Source organism: Azospirillum sp., from assembly GCF_035628975.1.
Classification (GTDB): domain Bacteria; phylum Pseudomonadota; class Alphaproteobacteria; order Azospirillales; family Azospirillaceae; genus Azospirillum.
Window position 1 is genome coordinate 1 of sequence record NZ_DASPIS010000104.1, and the last position, 18,821, is coordinate 18,821.

The 18,821-nt window shown below is 67.0% G+C and carries 19 protein-coding genes; 10 read left to right on the forward strand and 9 right to left on the reverse strand.

Annotated elements, in window-relative coordinates:
* Positions 1-298 precede the first annotated feature (298 nt).
* The 4 genes from VD964_RS23670 to VD964_RS23685 all read left to right on the forward strand — a co-directional run bounded on the left by VD964_RS23670 (position 299) and on the right by VD964_RS23685 (position 4,503).
* Positions 299-874 (forward strand): sigma-70 family RNA polymerase sigma factor, encoded by a 576-nt coding sequence (locus VD964_RS23670; RefSeq protein WP_014188350.1) that lies wholly within the window; start codon positions 299-301, stop codon positions 872-874.
* The gene (locus tag VD964_RS23675) at positions 871-1,299 is read left to right on the forward strand and encodes a hypothetical protein (protein WP_324870955.1); all 429 of its coding nucleotides are present in this window, start codon (positions 871-873) and stop codon (positions 1,297-1,299) included. Before VD964_RS23670 ends, VD964_RS23675 begins: the two co-directional genes overlap by 4 nt.
* Positions 1,296-1,739: a periplasmic heavy metal sensor gene (locus tag VD964_RS23680; RefSeq protein WP_324870956.1), complete on the forward strand. Its 444-nt coding sequence runs from the start codon at positions 1,296-1,298 to the stop codon at positions 1,737-1,739. The genes VD964_RS23675 and VD964_RS23680 overlap by 4 nt, the downstream gene beginning before the upstream one ends.
* A 403-nt stretch (positions 1,740-2,142) precedes the next feature.
* Positions 2,143-4,503, forward strand: a complete 2,361-nt coding sequence (locus VD964_RS23685) for a Tex family protein (RefSeq protein WP_324870957.1) — start codon at positions 2,143-2,145, stop codon at positions 4,501-4,503.
* Positions 4,504-4,632: 129 nt separating this feature from the next.
* On the opposite strand, the gene VD964_RS23690 is transcribed toward VD964_RS23685, so the two are convergent.
* The 6 genes from VD964_RS23690 to VD964_RS23715 all read right to left on the reverse strand — a co-directional run bounded on the left by VD964_RS23690 (position 4,633) and on the right by VD964_RS23715 (position 8,871).
* The gene (locus tag VD964_RS23690) at positions 4,633-5,268 is read right to left on the reverse strand and encodes a LysE family translocator (protein WP_324870958.1); all 636 of its coding nucleotides are present in this window, start codon (positions 5,266-5,268) and stop codon (positions 4,633-4,635) included.
* A gap of 135 nt (positions 5,269-5,403) precedes the next feature.
* Positions 5,404-5,664 carry a hypothetical protein gene (locus VD964_RS23695; RefSeq protein ID WP_324870959.1) on the reverse strand — a complete coding sequence of 87 codons (261 nt, stop codon included), beginning with the start codon at positions 5,662-5,664 and terminating at the stop codon, positions 5,404-5,406.
* Between the two features lie 33 nt (positions 5,665-5,697).
* Entirely contained in the window at positions 5,698-6,042 is a 345-nt protein-coding gene (locus tag VD964_RS23700; RefSeq protein ID WP_324870960.1) for a hypothetical protein, read from the reverse strand.
* A 9-nt stretch (positions 6,043-6,051) separates the two neighbouring features.
* Positions 6,052-6,936, reverse strand: coding sequence for a hypothetical protein (locus VD964_RS23705; RefSeq protein WP_324870961.1), 885 nt, complete (start codon positions 6,934-6,936; stop codon positions 6,052-6,054).
* Positions 6,924-7,913 carry a YqaJ viral recombinase family protein gene (locus tag VD964_RS23710; protein ID WP_324870962.1) on the reverse strand — a complete coding sequence of 330 codons (990 nt, stop codon included), beginning with the start codon at positions 7,911-7,913 and terminating at the stop codon, positions 6,924-6,926. The genes VD964_RS23705 and VD964_RS23710 overlap by 13 nt, the downstream gene beginning before the upstream one ends.
* Positions 7,914-8,235: 322 nt before the next feature.
* A complete protein-coding gene (locus VD964_RS23715) occupies positions 8,236-8,871 on the reverse strand; it encodes an XRE family transcriptional regulator (protein ID WP_324870963.1) in 636 nt (211 codons plus the stop codon).
* Positions 8,872-9,052: 181 nt separating this feature from the next.
* On the opposite strand from VD964_RS23715, the gene VD964_RS23720 reads away from it, so the two are divergent.
* Positions 9,053-9,373, forward strand: a complete 321-nt coding sequence (locus VD964_RS23720; RefSeq protein WP_014188340.1) for a heavy metal-binding domain-containing protein — start codon at positions 9,053-9,055, stop codon at positions 9,371-9,373.
* Between the two features lie 97 nt (positions 9,374-9,470).
* Complete coding sequence (locus VD964_RS23725) at positions 9,471-10,685, forward strand: E22 family MetX-like putative esterase (RefSeq protein ID WP_324870964.1); 1,215 nt, start codon at positions 9,471-9,473, stop codon at positions 10,683-10,685.
* Between the two features lie 190 nt (positions 10,686-10,875).
* On the opposite strand, the gene VD964_RS23730 is transcribed toward VD964_RS23725, so the two are convergent.
* From VD964_RS23730 to VD964_RS23740, 3 genes are all read right to left on the reverse strand, one after another.
* Entirely contained in the window at positions 10,876-11,400 is a 525-nt protein-coding gene (locus VD964_RS23730; protein WP_324870965.1) for a hypothetical protein, read from the reverse strand.
* A gap of 95 nt (positions 11,401-11,495) precedes the next feature.
* The gene (locus VD964_RS23735; RefSeq protein ID WP_324870966.1) at positions 11,496-13,049 is read right to left on the reverse strand and encodes a DHA2 family efflux MFS transporter permease subunit; all 1,554 of its coding nucleotides are present in this window, start codon (positions 13,047-13,049) and stop codon (positions 11,496-11,498) included.
* A 138-nt stretch (positions 13,050-13,187) separates the two neighbouring features.
* A complete protein-coding gene (locus VD964_RS23740; RefSeq protein ID WP_324870967.1) occupies positions 13,188-14,297 on the reverse strand; it encodes an HlyD family secretion protein in 1,110 nt (369 codons plus the stop codon).
* Between the two features lie 236 nt (positions 14,298-14,533).
* On the opposite strand from VD964_RS23740, the gene VD964_RS23745 reads away from it, so the two are divergent.
* From VD964_RS23745 to VD964_RS23760, 4 genes are all read left to right on the forward strand, one after another.
* The gene (locus VD964_RS23745) at positions 14,534-15,163 is read left to right on the forward strand and encodes a TetR/AcrR family transcriptional regulator (RefSeq protein ID WP_324870968.1); all 630 of its coding nucleotides are present in this window, start codon (positions 14,534-14,536) and stop codon (positions 15,161-15,163) included.
* A gap of 146 nt (positions 15,164-15,309) precedes the next feature.
* Positions 15,310-16,503: a GGDEF domain-containing protein gene (locus tag VD964_RS23750; protein ID WP_324870969.1), complete on the forward strand. Its 1,194-nt coding sequence runs from the start codon at positions 15,310-15,312 to the stop codon at positions 16,501-16,503.
* A gap of 192 nt (positions 16,504-16,695) precedes the next feature.
* Positions 16,696-17,862: a rod shape-determining protein RodA gene (rodA, locus tag VD964_RS23755; RefSeq protein WP_324870970.1), complete on the forward strand. Its 1,167-nt coding sequence runs from the start codon at positions 16,696-16,698 to the stop codon at positions 17,860-17,862.
* Between the two features lie 145 nt (positions 17,863-18,007).
* Positions 18,008-18,814: a family 16 glycosylhydrolase gene (locus VD964_RS23760; RefSeq protein WP_324870971.1), complete on the forward strand. Its 807-nt coding sequence runs from the start codon at positions 18,008-18,010 to the stop codon at positions 18,812-18,814.
* Positions 18,815-18,821: the final 7 nt, after the last annotated feature.

Here is an 18,821-nt window from a genome sequence, read left to right on the forward strand (position 1 = left end):
TCGCCGAGAACCTCGACCCGTTGCAAGTCTCGTTCGCTCATCGTGATCCAGCCCATCGCCAGCCTCCCAGCCGTCGAAAACGGGATGGAAGACTGACACTTCTATGTTGCGCTGGACTGACATTTTAGCTTTGCGCCTACACACAAAAAACGCATAACGGTTCTTATGTAAAATAAGGCGTGACCGGGGCAGGGCTGCGGGTAATCCCTGATCGAAAAATCGCGGGGTGCCTGCGCAGGGATCCTGCACTTAAGGCGTATAAACCGATGACGGCAACCGGGAGCGGGCGGAAGACGGCGTGGAGCCTACCGAGGAGACGGTGACGGACGAGGCGCTGATGGCGAGCGCCGCGGCCGGCGACCGGAAAGCGTTTGGAACACTCACGCGCCGACATCTGCGCCGCAGCATCGCCTTGGCCCAACGGGTGGTCGGGAACGCCGCCGACGCTGAAGAGGTCGCGCAGGACGCCTTCCTGCAGATCTGGGCCAACGCCGACCGCTGGCGCGGCGACGGAACCCGCTTCACGACCTGGCTGTACAGGATCGTGGTGAACCGCGCCATCGACTACAAACGGCGGCGCAGCTTCGCCCCGCTCGACGATGCCGGCGAGATCGCCGATCCGGCCTGGAGCGCCGAAACGGTGATCGACGGCATCAGGATCGGTGCGGCGGTGGATGCCGCGATAGCGGCGCTGCCCGAACGCCAACGGGCGGCGCTCAGTCTCTGCTACCATGAGGAGATGACGTGCGCTGAGGCTTCGGAAATATTGCAGGTGTCTGTTTCGGCTATGGAAAGTCTGCTGGTCCGGGCGCGCCGCGTGGTGCGGGCCCGGCTTCAACCCCTGATCCGTCAGAAGGACGGTGCACGGTCATGACGCTCAAAGAGTTCAAACGCTACGCCGCGGCCTATGGTGCCGATCTGGACCGGTGGCCGCGCTCCACCCGGGTGGATGCGCTGACCCTTCTGGACGATAGCGCCGAGGCCCGTGACCTGCTGGCCGACGCCGCCGTCACCGATACGCTGCTGGATGCCGCATCGACTCCACTGGTCTCGTCCAGGCGGGAGGCGCAGGTCTATGCCCGCATCGCCGACTGTCTGTCCCAGCGGGTCGTCCCCGAATTCGTGCCGTGGTTCCTGTCGCGACCGCCCTTCCGCCCTGCCCCGCTCGCCGGATTCCTGGCCGGCATGGCGGTGATCGGGTTCCTCAGCTACAGCCAGGGTCTGGTCACCTTCGAAAAGACGAGCACGCCCAACCTGTCGGGCGTGATGATCGTCAGCTATCTGGGAGACGTGCGATGACGCCGTCCATCCGGCGCCGTTGGCCCTGGTTCCTTCTGGTCGGGTCTCTTGCGCTGAACATGCTGGCGGGCGGCTTCGTCGTCGCCCATAGCTTCCGGCCGCCCCCGCCGCCTCCCGGACCGGAGCACATGCTGGAACGGCTGGTCGACGAGGTGTCGGACCGGTTGTCGCCGGCCGACGCGGCGATCCTGCGCAAGGCGCTTGACGATGCGCGGCCGCTGTTCGTCCGCATCCGCGTCGGCCGTGAGGAGTTCGCGCCGCGCCTGCGCACCGAATTGATGGCCGAACCCTTCGATCCCAAGCGGCTGACGGCCCTGTTCGAGAACATCCACGCCAACGATGCCGCGCTTCGGCGGGAGTTCGAGGCACGCGTCGCCGACACCCTGTCCCGCTTGTCCCCGGAAGGCCGCCTGCGTCTCGCTGAAAGCCGCCTTCCCTGATCCTTTCGGTTTCGACCGGCGGCAGACACTTCCGGGGTAAGGCCGGGACGGCATGTCCGTCCCGGCCCTTTTTCGTTCATCGCTGTGTGATCGCGGCATCCCGTCGCACAAAAAAGAAAAGGGCGGCCCCGCGCTATCGCCGCCGGGCCGCCCGTCAGTTTGGTTCGGGAGGAAACGCAACCAAGTTGCAAGCAGAGGTATGGGGCCGACATGGTTAACGGCGGATGAAGGGATGCGGAAAATCGGCCACTACCACCTTTTTGCGAAAAGCAAGGCCGAATAGCTCCGCTTCAGCTTCCTCCATCGGGCTCTCTGCCGAAAGGGCGGGGTGGCGCCGCACTGCCCCGACGCGGTATGACAGACGCCCTTTCATGTTGTCACCAGTCCGCAGGATCCCTGCCTCATGCTGTCCATCAGCCAGCGCATCGCCGACGAACTGTCGGTCCGCGAGTCCCAGGTCGCTTCCGCCATCGCCATGCTCGACGAGGGATCGACCGTTCCCTTCATCGCGCGCTACCGCAAGGAGGCGACCGGCGGCCTGGACGACACCCAGCTCCGCACCCTTGAGGAGCGGCTGGGCTACCTGCGGGAGCTGGAGGACCGCCGTGCCAGCATCCTGTCGACCATCCAGGAGCAGGGCAAGCTGACGCCCGAACTGGAACGCCAGATCCGCCAAGCCGACACCAAGACCCGGCTGGAGGACCTCTACCTCCCCTACAAGCAGAAGCGCCGCACCAAGGCCCAGATCGCCCGTGAAGCCGGGCTGGAGCCGCTGGCCGACGCGCTGCTGGCCGACCCTACGAGGCAGCCGGAGGCCGAGGCTACCGCCTTCGTGGATGCCGAAAAGGGCGTCGCCGACGTCAAGGCGGCGCTGGACGGCGCCCGCCACATCCTGGTGGAACGCTTCGGTGAGGATGCCGAACTGGTCGGCCGCTTGCGCACCGCCATGGCCGACAAGGGCGTCGTCACCTCCAAGGTGATCGAGGAGAAGAAGGCGGAGGGCGCCAAATTCTCCGACTATTTCGACTTCTCGGAGAACTGGTCCAAGCTGCCGTCGCACCGGGCGCTGGCCCTGTTCCGCGGCCGGGCGCAGGGCGTGCTCGACATCCGCCTTGACCTGCCCGTCGAGGAGGGCCAGCCCCACCCGGCCGAGGGCGCCATCGCCGTCCACACCGGCATCCGCGACCAGGGCCGCCCGGCCGACAAGTGGCTGTCCGACGTGGTGCGCTGGACCTGGAAGCTGAAGATCGGTCCGCATATCGAAACCGACCTGATGGGCGCCTTGCGTGAGCGGGCGGAGGACGAGGCGATCCGCGTCTTTGCCCGCAACCTGCACGATTTGCTGCTGGCCGCCCCCGCCGGCCCGCGCGCCACCATCGGGCTCGATCCCGGCATCCGCACCGGCGTCAAGGTCGCCGTCGTCGATTCCACCGGCAAGCTGGTGGAGACGACGACCATCTATCCGCACCCGCCGCGCAACGACTGGGACGGCTCCATCGCCGTGCTGGCGGCGCTGGCGGCGCGGCACAAGGTGGAGCTGATCTCCATCGGCAACGGCACCGCCTCGCGCGAGACCGACAAGCTGGCCGCCGACCTGATGAAGCGCCATCCCGAGCTGTCCCTGACCAAGCTGGTGGTCAGCGAGGCCGGCGCCTCGGTCTATTCGGCCTCGGAAACCGCGGCGCACGAGTTCCCCAACCTGGACGTCAGCCTGCGCGGCGCGGTTTCCATCGCCCGGCGCCTGCAGGACCCGCTGGCCGAGTTGGTGAAGATCGAGCCGAAGTCGATCGGTGTCGGCCAGTACCAGCATGATGTCGCCGGCGGCAAGCTGGCCCGCTCGCTGGACGCCGTGGTCGAGGATTGCGTGAACGCGGTCGGTGTCGACCTCAACACCGCCTCCATCCCACTGCTGACCCGCGTGTCGGGCCTGAACGAAACCATCGCCCGCAACATCGTCGAGCATCGCGACCGCAACGGCGCCTTCCGCTCGCGCAAGCAGCTGCTCGACGTGGCGCGGCTGGGTCCGAAGACCTTCGAGCAGGCCGCAGGCTTCCTGCGCATCCGCGACGGCGAGAATCCGCTCGACGGCTCCGCCGTCCATCCGGAAGCCTATCCGGTGGTCCAGCGCATCGTGAAGACCACCGGCCGCGACCTCGGCAGCGTCATCGGCGACGCCCGCTTCCTGCGCGGCCTGGATGCGGAGGAGTTCACCGACGAGCGCTTCGGCTTGCCCACCATCGAGGACATCATCAAGGAACTGGAGAAGCCCGGCCGCGACCCGCGTCCGGAGTTCAAGACCGCCACCTTCAAGGAGGGTGTGGAGGACCTGAAGCATCTCCAGCCCGGCATGATGCTGGAGGGTGTCGTCACCAACGTCACCGCCTTCGGCGCCTTCGTCGACATCGGCGTCCACCAGGACGGGCTGGTGCATATCTCGCAGCTGGCCAACAGCTTCGTGAAGGATCCTCACACAGTGGTGAAGGCCGGCGACGTGGTGAAGGTGAAGGTGCTGGAGGTCGACATCCCCCGCAAGCGCATCGCCCTGACCATGCGCATGGGCGAGGAAGCCCCGCGTCCCCCACGGAGGGAGGAGCGCCGTGAGGAACGGGGATCGGCGCGTCCGCAGCAGGGGGCGCCGCAGCAGGACCGTCGTCCGGCGGTGCCCGCGGCCAAGGCTGCATCGAAACCGGCCAAGGCGCCGGAGCCGGTCAACAGCGCCTTCGCCGAGGCGTTCGCCAGAGCGCAGTCTGGCAAGAAGAAGTAAGGGTTAGGGAGCGGATGCCCCCTCCCTCCCACGGCGTCGCCGCGGGTCCCTCCCTCCCCCGTCTTCGACGGGAGAGGGTGAGTTTGCGATGCGGCGGCTGTCCCCTCTCCCACCGAAGGTGGGGGAGGGTTAGGGAGGGGGCAGAGCGTCCGACATCAGACGGATACCCAATCCGCCGATGGCGGCGGCGGCAACCCGGTCGACCCAGCGTTTGGACCGCAGGTAGGCGGCGCGCGGCCGGCCGGCGGAAAACGCGGCGGCGACGATCGCGTACCAGCCGGCCTCGATAAGAAAGACCGCCGGCGGCAGGAAGACGAACAGCCACATCGGTGGCTCGGCCGGCATCAGCGCCGCAAAGATGCTGCCGTAAACCAGTGCCGTCTTCGGGTTGCTCAGTTGCGTCAGCAGTCCGAACAGCAGCGGCCGCATCAGCCCGGCGGGCGCGGTCTGCCCCTCATCCGCCACCACCAGCGCCTCGGCGGCTCCGCGCCAGATGCGGACGGCGAGATAGAGCAGGTAGGCACCGCCCGCCAGCTTCAGAATCGCATAGAGCCAGCCGACCTGCGACAGCAGCGCATGCAGCCCCAGCAGGGCCAGGGACGCGAAGAACACCCCGCCGATTCCCATGCCGAGCGCGGTGGCCAGACCGGCCCGGCGGGATACGGCGACGGAGGTGCGGGCGACCAGCACGAAGCTAGGCCCCGGGCTGGCTGCACCGACCGCTATGGCCCCGGCGATGCTGACGAAGGCAAGTACGGGATCCATGATCGCTCCCCTTCCGCTTGAAAGTGGAGACGATAGCACAACCGCGGGCGCGCACGAACGCTCGACAAAAAAAGTCCCCTCGTCCGCGGGGGGAACGAGGGGACAAAGGCCGATGGCTTGGCCGTTACGGGGATGTCATTCGGCCGCCATCAGCACCGGAGCCTCGTCACGCACCCGGTTCGCCGCCACATAGCGGTCCAGCGCTTCGAGGCATTCGCTGAGGGTTCCGGAACCGACCGCGCGGCAGTCCTCGAAGGCGTGCGGCTCGGGGCGGAACCAATGGGTGATGTAGCATTCCTCGCGCCCGTCCAGGCTGAGGGTGAGGGCGAAGCGGCCCTCACGCCCGATGCGGGCTTGAGCGGCGCGCAGACGCGCCTGGACCTCTTCTATCGTCATGAGATGATATCCTTCCCTTGATGCCGCCTGCCATCAGGCGGCGTGGGCGAACGTCCTGTCTTTCGATTGCCCGTCTTCCGATTCCGAGTCTTCCAACCGTCGAGCCCAGTCGATGTCACGCGCCAGAGAATCGACGAGGACGCGTGCCGCCCCTGCGCTCTCCGCCGGGGTGTCGGACCGCAGCAGTCCCGACAGCCGCATCGCCAACGTTTCGGCTTCCGCCTCCACCCAGCGGGCGTAGTGGCGGCGGCGCTGGTCGCGGTTCCAGTACCAGCGGGGCAGCTGGGCGTTGGCGCGTTCGAACTCGCCTTCCCAGGCGCTCATGCGGAACAACCCGCTGGGCGACCGGTCGCCGATGTCATGAGTCGTCTGGGTCATGGCCATCCGTCAGGCGGCTTCCCGCCCGTCCTCTTCCTCGCGCTTAAGAATCTCGGCCTTCTTCTGGGCGAACAGGCCGGTGATGCGGTGCTGGGCGGCGCGGTCGACGGTGCCGATCTCCCGCAGGCGGGTGCCGACGCCCGACCGCCAGACCTCTTCCAGATCATCCAGATCCAGGCAGGCGCCCAGCCGGCGCTTCACCTCCGCCTCGAAGGCTTCGACGGCGGCGGGCTGCAGGTCCGGGTTGGACTTGGCGGCATAGAAAGCCTCCGACTCCTCCCGGTACTTGCTGTCGTCGAACTGGCCCATATAGACGTCGGCGGCCAGACCCAGCTGCAGCAGGCATTTGCCGACCGCGTCGGTCATCGACATCTTGAAGCACTCGTCGTCCGGCATCTCCATCCCGTTGCGGCGGCGGACCATCTCGGTCCCGCCCCATTGCGGGCCGGTGAAGCACTTCTCCCTGGTCTCCGGGTCGATGTACCAGACGCGGGCGCAGATGAAGATCATCCGTTCCGCGATGGTCCAGTCCACCTGCTCATAGCCCCAGCCCTTGCCGATCGGACCGAACACCTCGGTCATCATCTGGAAGCGCCAAGTCGGGTCGATCTGCGTGCCACGGAAGCCGCCGGAGCGGGTGAAGGGCTTGGTCGCCTTCGGGTCGGTGCGCTTCAGCCGGTTCCACAGGAACATGGTGTCGATGCGCTGCGGCTCCGCCGCCCGGCTGCCGCCGGCGGACCCCTTGGAGCCTTGCGAGCCGCGGCTGCCGCCGGACTTCGGTTCGACCGGAGTGGTCTCCGTCACGTTGGACTCGGTGGCACCGGATTCTGCCACGTTGGATTCGGCGGCTTCAGTGTCGGCAATGACGTGGTCGGTCTTGCTCATGCGTCCCATGATTTGGGTCCTTCTTGTCCAAACGTTTCGGCTCTCCCCTCACCCCAGCCGGCGGTCAGCACTGTTTCCAGGCTGAGTTCCACCGCGTTCGGGTCAGCGGAGTGCTCTTCAGGTGATTGGGGCCAGGATTGCGCGTCGGCCAGGGCACGGCGCGGCGGTGCGCCGTAGCGCAGGCTGAGCCGGCCTTCGCGATCGCGCGCGAGATAGAGGCCGCCGGAACGGCCGTCCGGCTGGTCGATAGCGACGAAGGCGATGCGGGCATCGTCGGGCATCAGCGCCTTCAGGGCAGCCTCATCCTCCTTCACCTCCAGCGCCGCCGTCCGGTTGGCGACCAGCCGGTCGGCCAAGGCCCGGAAGCGGTTGTGGCGCCCCATGTCGAAGACGCGGCCGTTCTCATAGGACGGGCCGTCCATCGGCAGCGGGTCCGACGGCTCGACGTCGTTGACGACGTGCCACCAGAAGGCTTCCAGCGTTTCCACCAGCCGTTCGACATCGTCCGGCCGGCGCTCCACCGTCACCAGGCTGTGGCCGGTCGGGCGCAGGATCGACAGCAGCGCACGGTCCAGCCCTACCACCTCCAGCTGATGCTGGATCTGCCAGTGATAGCGGCGGGCGAGGTCGGCATCGCTCTGGAAGCCGCTGTTGAACTTCGCCTCCACGATCGTGTCGAGCGCACCGCCCGCCTCGCTGCCGGTCAGGAAGTCGGGGTGCGCCACCATCCAGTCATGATCGGCATGGCGGTAGGTGTCGGGTGCCGCCACGCAGGGTATCCCGGTCGCATGGGCGACGAAGCGCGGGTGCAGATGCTCGGTCGCGATGCCGATCTGCACGGCGGCGACGAGGTCGAGGTTGTCGGGATCGACCCGGCCGGTCTTCTCGCGCCACAGCGACAGCCAGTCGCCGGCCATCACGCGCGTGGCGTCCGACGAGCCGATCCGCCCTGCCCTCAATTCCCGCTGCGCCTGAGTGATCGCCATGCTGCCCCGACAACTCCGGTTCCGGCCCCTTGCTTGGAGGCCGCCATTCCGGCTTCGAAGCGTAACCGTCGCTGCGATATCGCAGCATCATTTTCAGGCCGCCTCACCGGACCCTGAATATGGGATGCGAACACGCAGCTTTCAAGAACAAAACGTGAACCTATGGCTTGGCCGTAGACCAGCGCAAAGTCCTGGAAACACGCTATATTTGGTGTCTTCTGGCGGGAGTCGTCACAAGACAAAACGGACGGAGTAGACACGTCCGTTTTTGCGAGTCGCGGCGGATTGGAACGCGCGCCGCGACTCGGCGCGGCGCGCCCTTTTACATGCGAAGCGCTCGCACCACATGGACCGCGACTCCGGCGACATGCGCGCGGTCGATGGCGGTCGGGCGGCAGTCGGGATCGGTCGAAATCGGCATCAGATGCGGCGGGAAGAAGCGGTATCCGCAGATGGTGCCCTCCCCCACCGTCACCACCACGTCGCCGGTCTGCGGCGTCAGGACGTCCAGCGGCTCCAGCACCACGCAATCGCGCGGCAGCACGCCCGCCGCATCCAGGCTCTTGGACAGGATGCGGAGCGCGAAGGCGCGGCGGGAGGTCCGGCCGTCCATGGCGACTGACGACGCGCCGTCCTTCAGCGCTCCGGCCAGGAACGCCTCCCCTGCCCGTCTGCCGAGATCGAGGAAGATGTGGGCCTGCTCCAGGGTCAGCACCGGCACGCGGGAGACCGGCGCATAGGCATGGTCGTCGAGGAAGCGCGGCTCCGACCCGGCGACGCGGGCCAGCCGGGCCAGCGTGTCGGCGCTGGGCACGCTGCCCATGACGGGATCGCGCAGGAAGCGGGTCAGGTTGGTGGCGGTGACGTCGGCCAGCCGTGCCCAGCCGCCGGCACTCCAGCCCTTCGCCTCCATGACACCGGTCATCCAGCGCAGGATGGCGCGCCGCGTGTCGTCCATCGCTTTCCCCCTGACCTGCCCTTATCGCCCCCCGGCGTGCCTACCCCTGTCCTACACGGTACCGACGGGGTGAGGGAAGGCGCGATGGGCTAGGCATGCGTGCGAATTCGCAGTGCCGCCTTGGACTCCGCCGTAAAGGCCCCATCTGTGCGGCATCGAAACCGCAAGGGGAAACGCGACCATGATCGTCACCAGCACCGATTCCGTGGAAGGCCGCCCGGTCGCCCAGTATCTGGGCATCGTCGCCGGCGAGGCGATCATGGGCGTGAACGTGTTCCGCGACCTGTTCTCCTCCGTGCGCGACATCGTCGGCGGCCGGGCCGGCGGCTATCAGGCGGCGCTGCGCGAGGCGCGCGAGGCGGCCTTCGCCGACATGCAGGATGCTGCTCGTTCGCTCGGCGCCGACGCCATCGTCGGAGTGGACGTCGATTACGAGGTCCTGGGCAAGGAGAACGGCATGCTGATGGTGTCGGTCAACGGCACCGCCGTCCGCCTGCGTTGACGGCGCACCTAACCGTAAGCGTCAGCGAAGGCGTCTGGACAGACACAACCGTATGGGTAGACTGCCCGTCCAGCAAACAATTGGGAGGGGGTTGCCCATGCCTCGGGTTGTCCGCGGGTCCACTTGGTCCGCTCGTCTCGGCGGGCTCGCCATGGCCGCATGCCTGTTCGGCGCGCTGCCGGCGCTGGCGCTGGACGGCATCGTCGAGAAGAAGGTCTTCGAGATGCCGTCCTACACCACCGTCGGCGGCGGGACGATCAAGAACGTCCGCATCGGCTGGGAAAGCTACGGCAAGCTGAACGAGGCGAAGGACAACGTCATCCTCATCACCCATTTCTTCAGCGGCAACAGCCACGCCGCCGGGAAATACAAGGCGGAGGATGCGGCGCCCGGCTATTGGGACAGCATCATCGGTCCGGGCAAGCCGCTGGACACCGACAAATACTTCATCATCAGCTCCGACACGCTGGTGAACCTGTCGCCCAAGGACCCTACCGTCGTCACGACCGGCCCGGCCAGCATCAACCCGGACACCGGCAAGCCCTATGGCATGAGCTTCCCCATCGTCACCATCAAGGACTTCGTCAATGTCCAGAAGGCGCTGATCGACAGCCTGGGCATCAAGTCCCTGCAGGCGGTGATGGGCGGTTCCATGGGCTCGCTGCAGGCCTTCGAATGGGCGGCCGACCATCCGGACATGGTCAAGCGCGTCGTCGCCGCCATCGGCGGGCCGGAGGCCGATCCCTTCCTGATCGGCTGGCTGAACCTGTGGGCGGCGCCGATCAAGCTCGATCCCAACTGGAACAACGGCGATTATTACGGCAAGACGGAGCCGAAGGCCGGCCTGACCGAGGCGCTGAAGCTGGTCACCCTGCACGCCCGCCACTGGAAATGGGCCGACGCCGCCTTCGGCCGCAAATGGGCGGAAGAGGGCAAGGACCCGAAGGCCGCGATGGGCAACCAGTATGCCATCGAAGCCTGGCTGGACAAGGCGGCGTCCGGCCGCGCCGAGGTCAGCGATGCCAACCACTTCCTCTATCTGGTGAAGGCCAACCAGACCTTCGTCACCGGCAACGGCGCCTCGCTTGAGGATGGATTGGCGAAGATCAAGGCGCCTGTCCTGCTGATCCCGTCCGCCGACGACCTCGTCTTCCCGCCCGACCGCAACATGCGCCCGCTGAAGGACCGTCTGGAAAAGCAGGGCAACGGCGTGGAGTACACCGAGTCGATCACCTCGACGCTGGGTCATCTCGACGGTGTCGCGAACATCGCCAAGGCGGGGGACACGATCGCGCAGTTTCTGGCGAAGTGAGGGGCTTTGGGGCGCTGGCTTCGGTGCCCCCTCCCCATCCCTCCCCCGCCTTTGGCGGTGGAGGGGCTAGAACGCTTGTCGGCGTGATCGATTTGCATAGCGGCGGCAGTCCCCTCTCCCGCGATCGGACCGGCCTTCGGCCGGCCGAGGGCGGGGGAGGGTTAGGGAGGGGGGATCGGCAGCCGGCCCCCTACTCCCCCACCGGCGCCCCGCGGAAGTTCAGCAGGCTTGGCGCCTTGTCGATGATCTCTTCCAGGATCAGCGACGCCGTCTCCAGTTCCCGCTCCAATTCCGGGCCGAGCTTGCCCACGTAGTTGGGACGCCGCAGTTTTTCCGCCGCGTCGTGCAGGCTGCGCAGCTCCGCGACGAAAATCTCGCGGGCGCCCATCGGCAGGATCGGATTGGCCGACAGCACGAAGAAGAACCGCATGCTGGCGCGCACCAGCAGGGCCAGCATGACGGTGTCGAGCTTCTCGAACTGGTCGCGCAGGTCGTCGGACCGCGCATCGACCAGATTGCGCATGCGCTGCTCAATCAGGATGACCAGCGCCTGGAACTCCCCCACCTTGTCGCGAAAGTCGCGGTAGGCGCCGAAGCTGTGCTTGCTCGCCTCATGCTCCGCCAGCTGGGCCAGCTTGGAGGCTTCGCGGCACTGGCGCTCCAGGGCGCCCAGCAGTTCCTTGACCTCGGCTCGGGTGTATTGGCGCTTGCTCATGGCGGTCGGCGGGGGCTCGGCAGGAATCGGACGGACCGGGCCAAGCTATAGCACAACCCGCGGGCGACAACCTATGCCGCTCGCAGGCCTCTCCTTCAATGGTCCGCCTTCACCGGCCCGCCCGGACGACGCACCAGCGGCATGAACAGCAGCGCGCCGAAGAACACCGCCGACATCAGCAGCATGGCGTCGTTGAAGGTCAGGATCAGCGCCTCGCGCTGGACCAGCCCGACCAGCCGGGCCATCGCCGCGGCGGTCGGATCGGCGACCAGACCGTCGAAGCGCTGGCTGAGGTTGTCGACCATCTGCTGCACCTCCGGCCGGGCGAGGTTCACGTTGTCGCCCAGACGGTTCAGGTGCAGGGCATTGCGGTCGGTCAGCACCGTGTTGATCGCCGCCAGTCCGATGGCGCCGCCCAGGTTGCGCATCAGGTTGTACAGGCCGGACGCGTTCTTCAGCTTGTCCGGCGGCAGGGTGCCGAGCGCCACGCTGTTGATCGGAATGAAGCACAGCATCAGCGACATGCCGCGCACCGCCTGGGGCACGAACAGCTCCCAGAATCCGGTCTCGGCGGTGAAGTGGCTGTTCATCCAGACGCCGCTGCCGAACAGGATCAGCCCCAGCGCCAGCATGGCGCGCAAATCCATCCGCTTCGACAGGGCGCCGGCGATCGGGGCGGACATGAACTGGAAGGCGCCGGTCACGAACATGATCTCGCCGATCTGCAGGCTGTTGAAGCCGCGCACGCGCGCCAGGAACAGAGGCTGCAGATAGACCGACCCGTAGAGCCCGATGCCGAGGATGAAGCTGTAGAGTGACCCGATGGCGAAATTGCGGTCGGCGAAGGCCCGCAGTTCCACGATGGGATTGCGGTAGGACAGCACCCGCCAGAAGAATCCGATGCCGCCGATCGCCGCCACCACGGCAAGCGCCAGGATGGCCTCGTCGTCGAACCAGTCGTTGCGCGGCCCCTCCTCCACCACATATTCCAGGCTGCCCAGGAAGGTCGCCATCAGCAGCAGGCCGATGAAGTCGAAGCCCTTGCGCAGCTCCGGATTCGGCCGGTCGACATCCACCAGCAGCCAGACCAGCGAGGTCACGATGATGCCCGGGATCACGTTGGCCAGGAACAGCCAGTGCCAGGACATGTGCTGGGTCAGATAGCCGCCCAGCGTCGGGCCGATGGTGGGCGCCATGGTGGCGACGAGGCCCATCATCACCGACACCCCGGCCCGCTTCTCCGGCGGGAAGATCATGAAGCTGGTGGCGAAGACCGTGGGGATCATCGCCCCGCCGATGAAGCCCTGGAGCGCACGCCAGACGATCATCGATTCGATGCTGCCGGCGAAGGCGCAGGCGACGCTGGTCAGGGTGAAGCCGGCGGCCGCAACGGTGAACAGCACGCGCGTGGACATGATGCGCGACAGGATGCCCGACAGCGGGATCATCACGACCTCCGCGATCAGGTAGGAGGTCTGCACCCACGAGATCTCGTCGGCGCTGGCCGCCAGCCCCGCCTGGATTTCCGACAGCGAGCTGGAGACGATCTGGATGTCCAGGATCGCCATGAACATGCCGACGACCATCGCGAAGAAGCCGACGATGTCGCGCGTGGAGAGCGGGCGCATGCCCTGGGCCGGAGTAGCCATGGAACCGCTGCCTTCGATGGCGGCCGACGGAATCCCGCCCGGGGATGGCTCCGGCCAAAACAGTGCTGGGATTGGTGACGGGGACGCCGCCCCAGAAGGGGGGAGGTGGGCGGCGTCCCCGCCGGACCGTGGCCGCCGTTACTTGGCGGCCACCGCCTGCTTGTCGGCGAGCGCGCCGAACACGCCGCCGGCGGTCACATGCGGCAGGGCGTCGGCACCGCGGGTGTCGACCTCCGCCACCACCGACAGGCCGGGGCGCAGCAGGCCGGCCAGCGCGTTGTCGCGCGGCAGGGCGATGCGCACGGGCACGCGCTGGACGATCTTGGTGAAGTTGCCGGTCGCGTTCTCCGGCGGCAGGAGCGAGAACTTGGAGCCCGAGGCCGGGGCGAAGCTCTCCACAATGCCCTCCAGGTGACGGTCGGGGAAGGCGTCGACCGAGATGCTGACATGCTGGCCGGGGCGCATGCGCGACAGCTGGGTCTCCTTGAAATTGGCGACCACATAGACATCGGGCAGCGGGACCAGCGACAGCAGCTGCACGCCCGGCCGGGCATACTGGCCGACCTGGACGCCGCGGTTGCCGATCACGCCGTCGACCGGCGCCCGCACCACCGTGTTCTCCAGGTCGATGCGCGCGGTCTTCAGCGTCGCCTCGGCCTGGGCCAGATGGGCCTCGGTCTCCGTCCGCGTGGCGCGCAGGACGTTGACCTGCTCGTTCTCCGAGGCCAATGCCGCCCGCGACTTGGCGACCTGGGCCACCGCCTTGCGCAGGTCGGCGTCGGCCGTCTCCAGCTTCTGCCGGCTGGTCCAGCTGTCGTTGGCGAGCGAGCGGCTGCGCTCGAACTCCTGCTGGGCGCGGCGCTGCTCGGCCTCGGCGCTCGCCAGCGTGGCGGCGGCCTGGTCGATCACCGTGCGCTGCAGCTCCAGCTTGGTGTCCAGCGTGCCGAGCGCAGCCCGCTGGGCCGTCACCGCAGCTTCGGCTTCCGCGACCTTGGCACGGAAATCCTGGTCGTCCAGCACCGCCAGCACGTCGCCGGCCCGGACCAGCTGGTTCTCTGCGGCCTTCACGTCCCGGACATAGGCGGAGACCTTAGGGCTGACGACGGTGATGTCGCTCTGCACATAGGCGTTGTCGGTCGATTCCATGAACCGGCCTTCCCGCCACCAATTTTCTCCGGCGACGGCACCGCCGGCCAGCACGGCAAGCGCAACGCCCGACAGCACGATCTTCCGCACGCCATTCGCCATTGTCTCTATCCCCAATCCACCGCGGTCCAAGCCCCCTTTTCCGGATTGCGCTCTTGCCGGCGCCGCGGAAAAGAAACTGAACCGTTCAGTTTAGTCTTGCCGGAAGATGGCGAAGGGCCTATCTGTTGTCAAGACAGAACTGAACGGTTCAGTTTTCGAAAACAGCGTGTCTGGGGGCTTGTCGGGCGATGCGGAACGCGGTAGGGGCCAGGAACATGGACTCAGGCGAGGCGCGTATGACCACCTTGGTTGCCCCCACTCCCGAAGCAGGTTCCAAGCCGGCCCAGATCATGGAGGCCGCGGGCGCCCTGTTCCTGGAGCATGGCTACAGCGCCGTCAGCATGGATGCGGTCGCCAAGAAGGCGAACGTGTCCAAGGCCACGCTGTACGCGCATTTCGGCAGCAAGGAAGAGCTGTTCCGGGCGATGGTCGCCTGCGAATGCGCCAATTCCGTCATGAGCAGCGTTTGGGACGACGCGATGCGTCTGCCGGCGGCGGACGGACTTCGCCTGATCGGACGGACTTTCGTCCGCTTCATCGCCTCGCCGAAGGCGCTGGGGGTCTACCGGATGGTGTTGGGCGAGGTGCTGCGCCAACCCCAGCTTGCCCAGGCCTTCTACGAGAGCGGCCCGGCCGAGACCTTCCAGCGTGCCGGCCAGTTCATGGCCCATGTGGCGGCCAATGGCGAGTTGGCGATCGCCGACTGCGACCTCGCCACCCATCAGTTCTTCGGCCTGCTGAAGGCGAACATGCACATGAAGCTGCTGCTGTGCCTCAGCGAGCGGCCGAGCGACGAGGAACTGGAACGCTTCGTCGATGCGGCGGTCGACCTGTTCGTGAAGGGCTATGCGCCGGACAAGCGGTAAGGTTCCGCAATCGTCCTCGATAACAATAGATCGGCAATAGAGAGAACTCCCGATCCAGAGTTCGTCTCGGACGACTTGTCAGCGGCATAGGGTTCGTATAGCGTGCCGATGACATACTGACGTAATCGGGCGTGGCGGATCGGCGGATGAATTTCGACACGACCTTCATCGCGCAGGTGATCACCGTCATCGGCTTTGCCGTGGGCCTGTCCATCGTCGTGGCGTCCGGCCGCTATCCGCGCCACATCCGCAATTCACTGCGGGCTTATGCCTACGGCAAATTCCTGCTGGGCTCGGCTTTTCTCATCGCCGGGCTGCGCGGCGGCGAGACGCCGGAGTTGTTCATCCCGCTTGCCAACGGAATCGGGCTCGTCGGGCTGACGTTGAACTACACCTGCGTCCGCCATCTGCAGAACCGGCCGGTCTGGCCGTTCGGACCGGCAGCCGTGGGGTGCGCCGTCGCGCTCTGCTGCCTGCTGCTGCTGTTGGCGGGCGGCGACCTGTCCCAGGTCCGCACCCTTGTCAGTTTCGCGGCTTCCGCCGTGCTGCTGGTCATCGCCTTCGAAGTGCTGGTCCGCTACGAGCACCGCGGCGTTCCGCATTATGTCACCGGCCTGCTGTCGGTTGCGCTCGCCGTCGTCTACCTGGTCCGCATGGGGGCCGGTCTCAGCCAGGAGGCGCCGCTCGGCCAACTCGTCGACGACACCGTGGAGCGCGCGACCTTCCTGCTGTCCCTGCTGGGCACGGTGATCGGCGCCATCAACTACATCCTGATGGCAAGCGACGAATTCAACCGCGAACTGACCAAGCTGGCCCACACCGACGGGCTGACCGGCGCTCTCAACCGCCGCCGCCTGTTCGAACTGGGCGAGGTCGAGTTCCGCCGCGCCCGCCGGTATGGGCGGGACTTGACGGTGCTGATCCTGGACATCGACCGCTTCAAGGCGATCAACGACCGGGCCGGCCATCCTTTCGGCGACCGGGTGATCCAGGCGGTGGCCGATACCTGCGCCGGCCAGATCCGGCATGAGGATTCGATCGGCCGCATGGGCGGGGAGGAGTTCGCCGTCCTGCTGCCCGAAACCGGGGCGGAGGCCGGACGGATGCTGGCCGAGCGGCTGCGCAGCGCAATCGAACGCCAGTTGGCGCCGCTCGGGGCCGAGGGCGGGGTGACGGTGACCTGCAGCATCGGCGGCGTCAGCATGACGCGGGAACACAGCCAGTTCTCCGACCTGATCGCCCAGTCCGACAGCGCGCTCTACGATGCCAAGAACGGCGGCCGCAACCAGGTGCGCTTCTTCCCGGCCGCAGCGTTGCGCACGGCGGCGGTCATTGCCTGAGCCGGCACCCTGCCATCTTCCCTTGCCATCTTCCCCTGCCCCGGGCCCGGCTCCGGTTAGAAAAATCGGCCGGCGCACCGGCCGGCTTTACCCGCGAAGCGGCTTGCCGCATTATCCGGCCCGGTTACCTCCGGCCGGCCGCCGGAGCTGATCCGGCACTGTCCCCTTTCCCGGCAACATCGGCGTACGGTCGTGGTTCTTTCCCATCTCGGCTCCGGCGGTCTGGAGCCGCAGCGGTCGCAGCTGACGCTCGGCACCAAGTTCAGGCTCATCAACTGGGGGCTGGTCCTGCTGATCTGCACGATCACCGGGGTCGGCGTCGGGCTGCTCTATTCCGCCGCCGGCGGCCACTGGAAGCCCTGGGCCCAGCCGCAGCTGGTCCGCGCCATCCCCGGCTTCGTCCTGATGCTGGGCATCGCGCTGGTGGACATCCGGCACCTGATGAAGTCGGCCTACATCATCTTCTTCATCGTGCTGTGCCTGCTGATCGCGGTAGAACTGATGGGCCGCATCGGCATGGGCGCGCAGCGCTGGATCGACCTCGGCTTCTTCCAGCTTCAGCCGTCGGAGTTGATGAAGCCGGCGCTGACGCTGGCGCTCGCCCGCTATTTCCACGGGGTGACGCTGGACCAGATCGGCCGTCCGCTGCTGTTGATCCCGCCCTTGCTGCTGGTCTTCACGCCGGTCGCCCTCGTGTTGATGCAGCCGAACCTGGGCACCTCGCTGCTGCTGATCCTGGGCAGCGGTGCGGTGTTCTTCGCCGCCGGCGTGCGGGTGTGGAAGTTCCTGGTGGTGATCGGCGGCGGCCTCGGCGCCATCCCCATCGCCTGGGAGTTCCTGCACGACTACCAGAAGCAGCGCGTCTACACCTTCCTCGATCCGGAAACCGATCCTCTCGGCTCCGGCTACAACATCCTGCAGTCGAAGATCGCGCTGGGGTCCGGCGGAATGTTCGGCAAGGGCTTCATGTCCGGCTCGCAGAGCCAGCTGATGTTCCTTCCGGAAAAGCACACCGACTTCATCTTCGTCGTGCTGGCCGAGGAATTCGGGATGGTCGGGGCGCTGACCCTGCTGGCGCTCTATCTGCTGCTGTTCATCTATGGCTGGATCATCGCGCTGAACAGCCGCAGCCAGTTCGGTCGGCTGGTGGCGGTCGGCATGACCGCGCAGTTCTTCCTCTACGTCTTCGTCAATGTGGCGATGGTGATGGGGCTGATCCCGGTGGTCGGCATCCCCCTGCCCCTGGTGTCCTATGGCGGGTCGGCAATGATGACGCTGATGGTGGGCGTCGGCCTGCTGTTGAGCATGTCGGTTCACCGCGACGTGCGCATCCCGAAGAGCGGCGTCACCGACGACTGAGGACCGATGATTATCGGCGGAGGTAAGTCCGTCGAAGGCGGCCACCCCCCGCCCGCACCGTTGCCGCACCGCCCCACCCTCGCGATATGGGGGTGTGGGCCGACCGAAATTGCGCGCCGGCCCGTTTGCAGCGGGAGGATCAGCCATGCGCAACGACGCCACTGGACGGGGCAGGCGGAAAGCGACCATCATCGCCACCTTCATTGCCGGCGGGCTCTCGGCCCTGCTGGCCGGTGCCGGCGGACCGGCGCTGGCCGATGGCCTGTTCAGCCACCTCGGCGGCAGTTTCAGCGAGAAGTCGGGGAAGTTCGAGGTCTCGCGCTGGCAGCGCTCCGACGGCTGGAAGGCCGGCGGGCACATGAACTGCAGCTGGAACCGCGCCAACGTCACGTTGGAGAAGGGGCATCTCGCCCTGTCGGTCAGCGACAACATCAGCGGCCGGGACCGCTATTCCTGCGGCGAATATTCCACCCACCGCTTCTACGGCTACGGCAACTACGCGGTATCGCTGAAGGCGGTGAAGGCCGATGGGGTGATGACCTCGGTCTCCCACTATACCGGCCCGCCCTTCGGCGATCCCTGGGACGAGATCACCTTCGGCATCGCCGGCAAGGACACCACCAAGCTGGAGATCAGCTGGGTCGCCAACGGCGTCGGGCACCGCAACACGGTGGTCGATCTCGGGTTCGACGCCGCCGATGGCTTCCACAGCTACGGCTTCGACTGGAAGCCGGACGGCATCGTCTGGACGGTCGACGGCAAGCCGGTGCACCAGGTCGCGGCCAAGGAGGGAGAGCTGCTGCCGCGCATGCCGGGCCGGCTGATGCTGCGCTTCTGGAGCGCGTCGGGCGATACCGAATGGCTGCGCCGCTTCACCTATCCCGGCCATCCGCTGACCGCCGAGGTCGCCGCCGTCAGCTATCGCGAAGACCCGTCGAACCTCAGCAACTGAGGGGGCC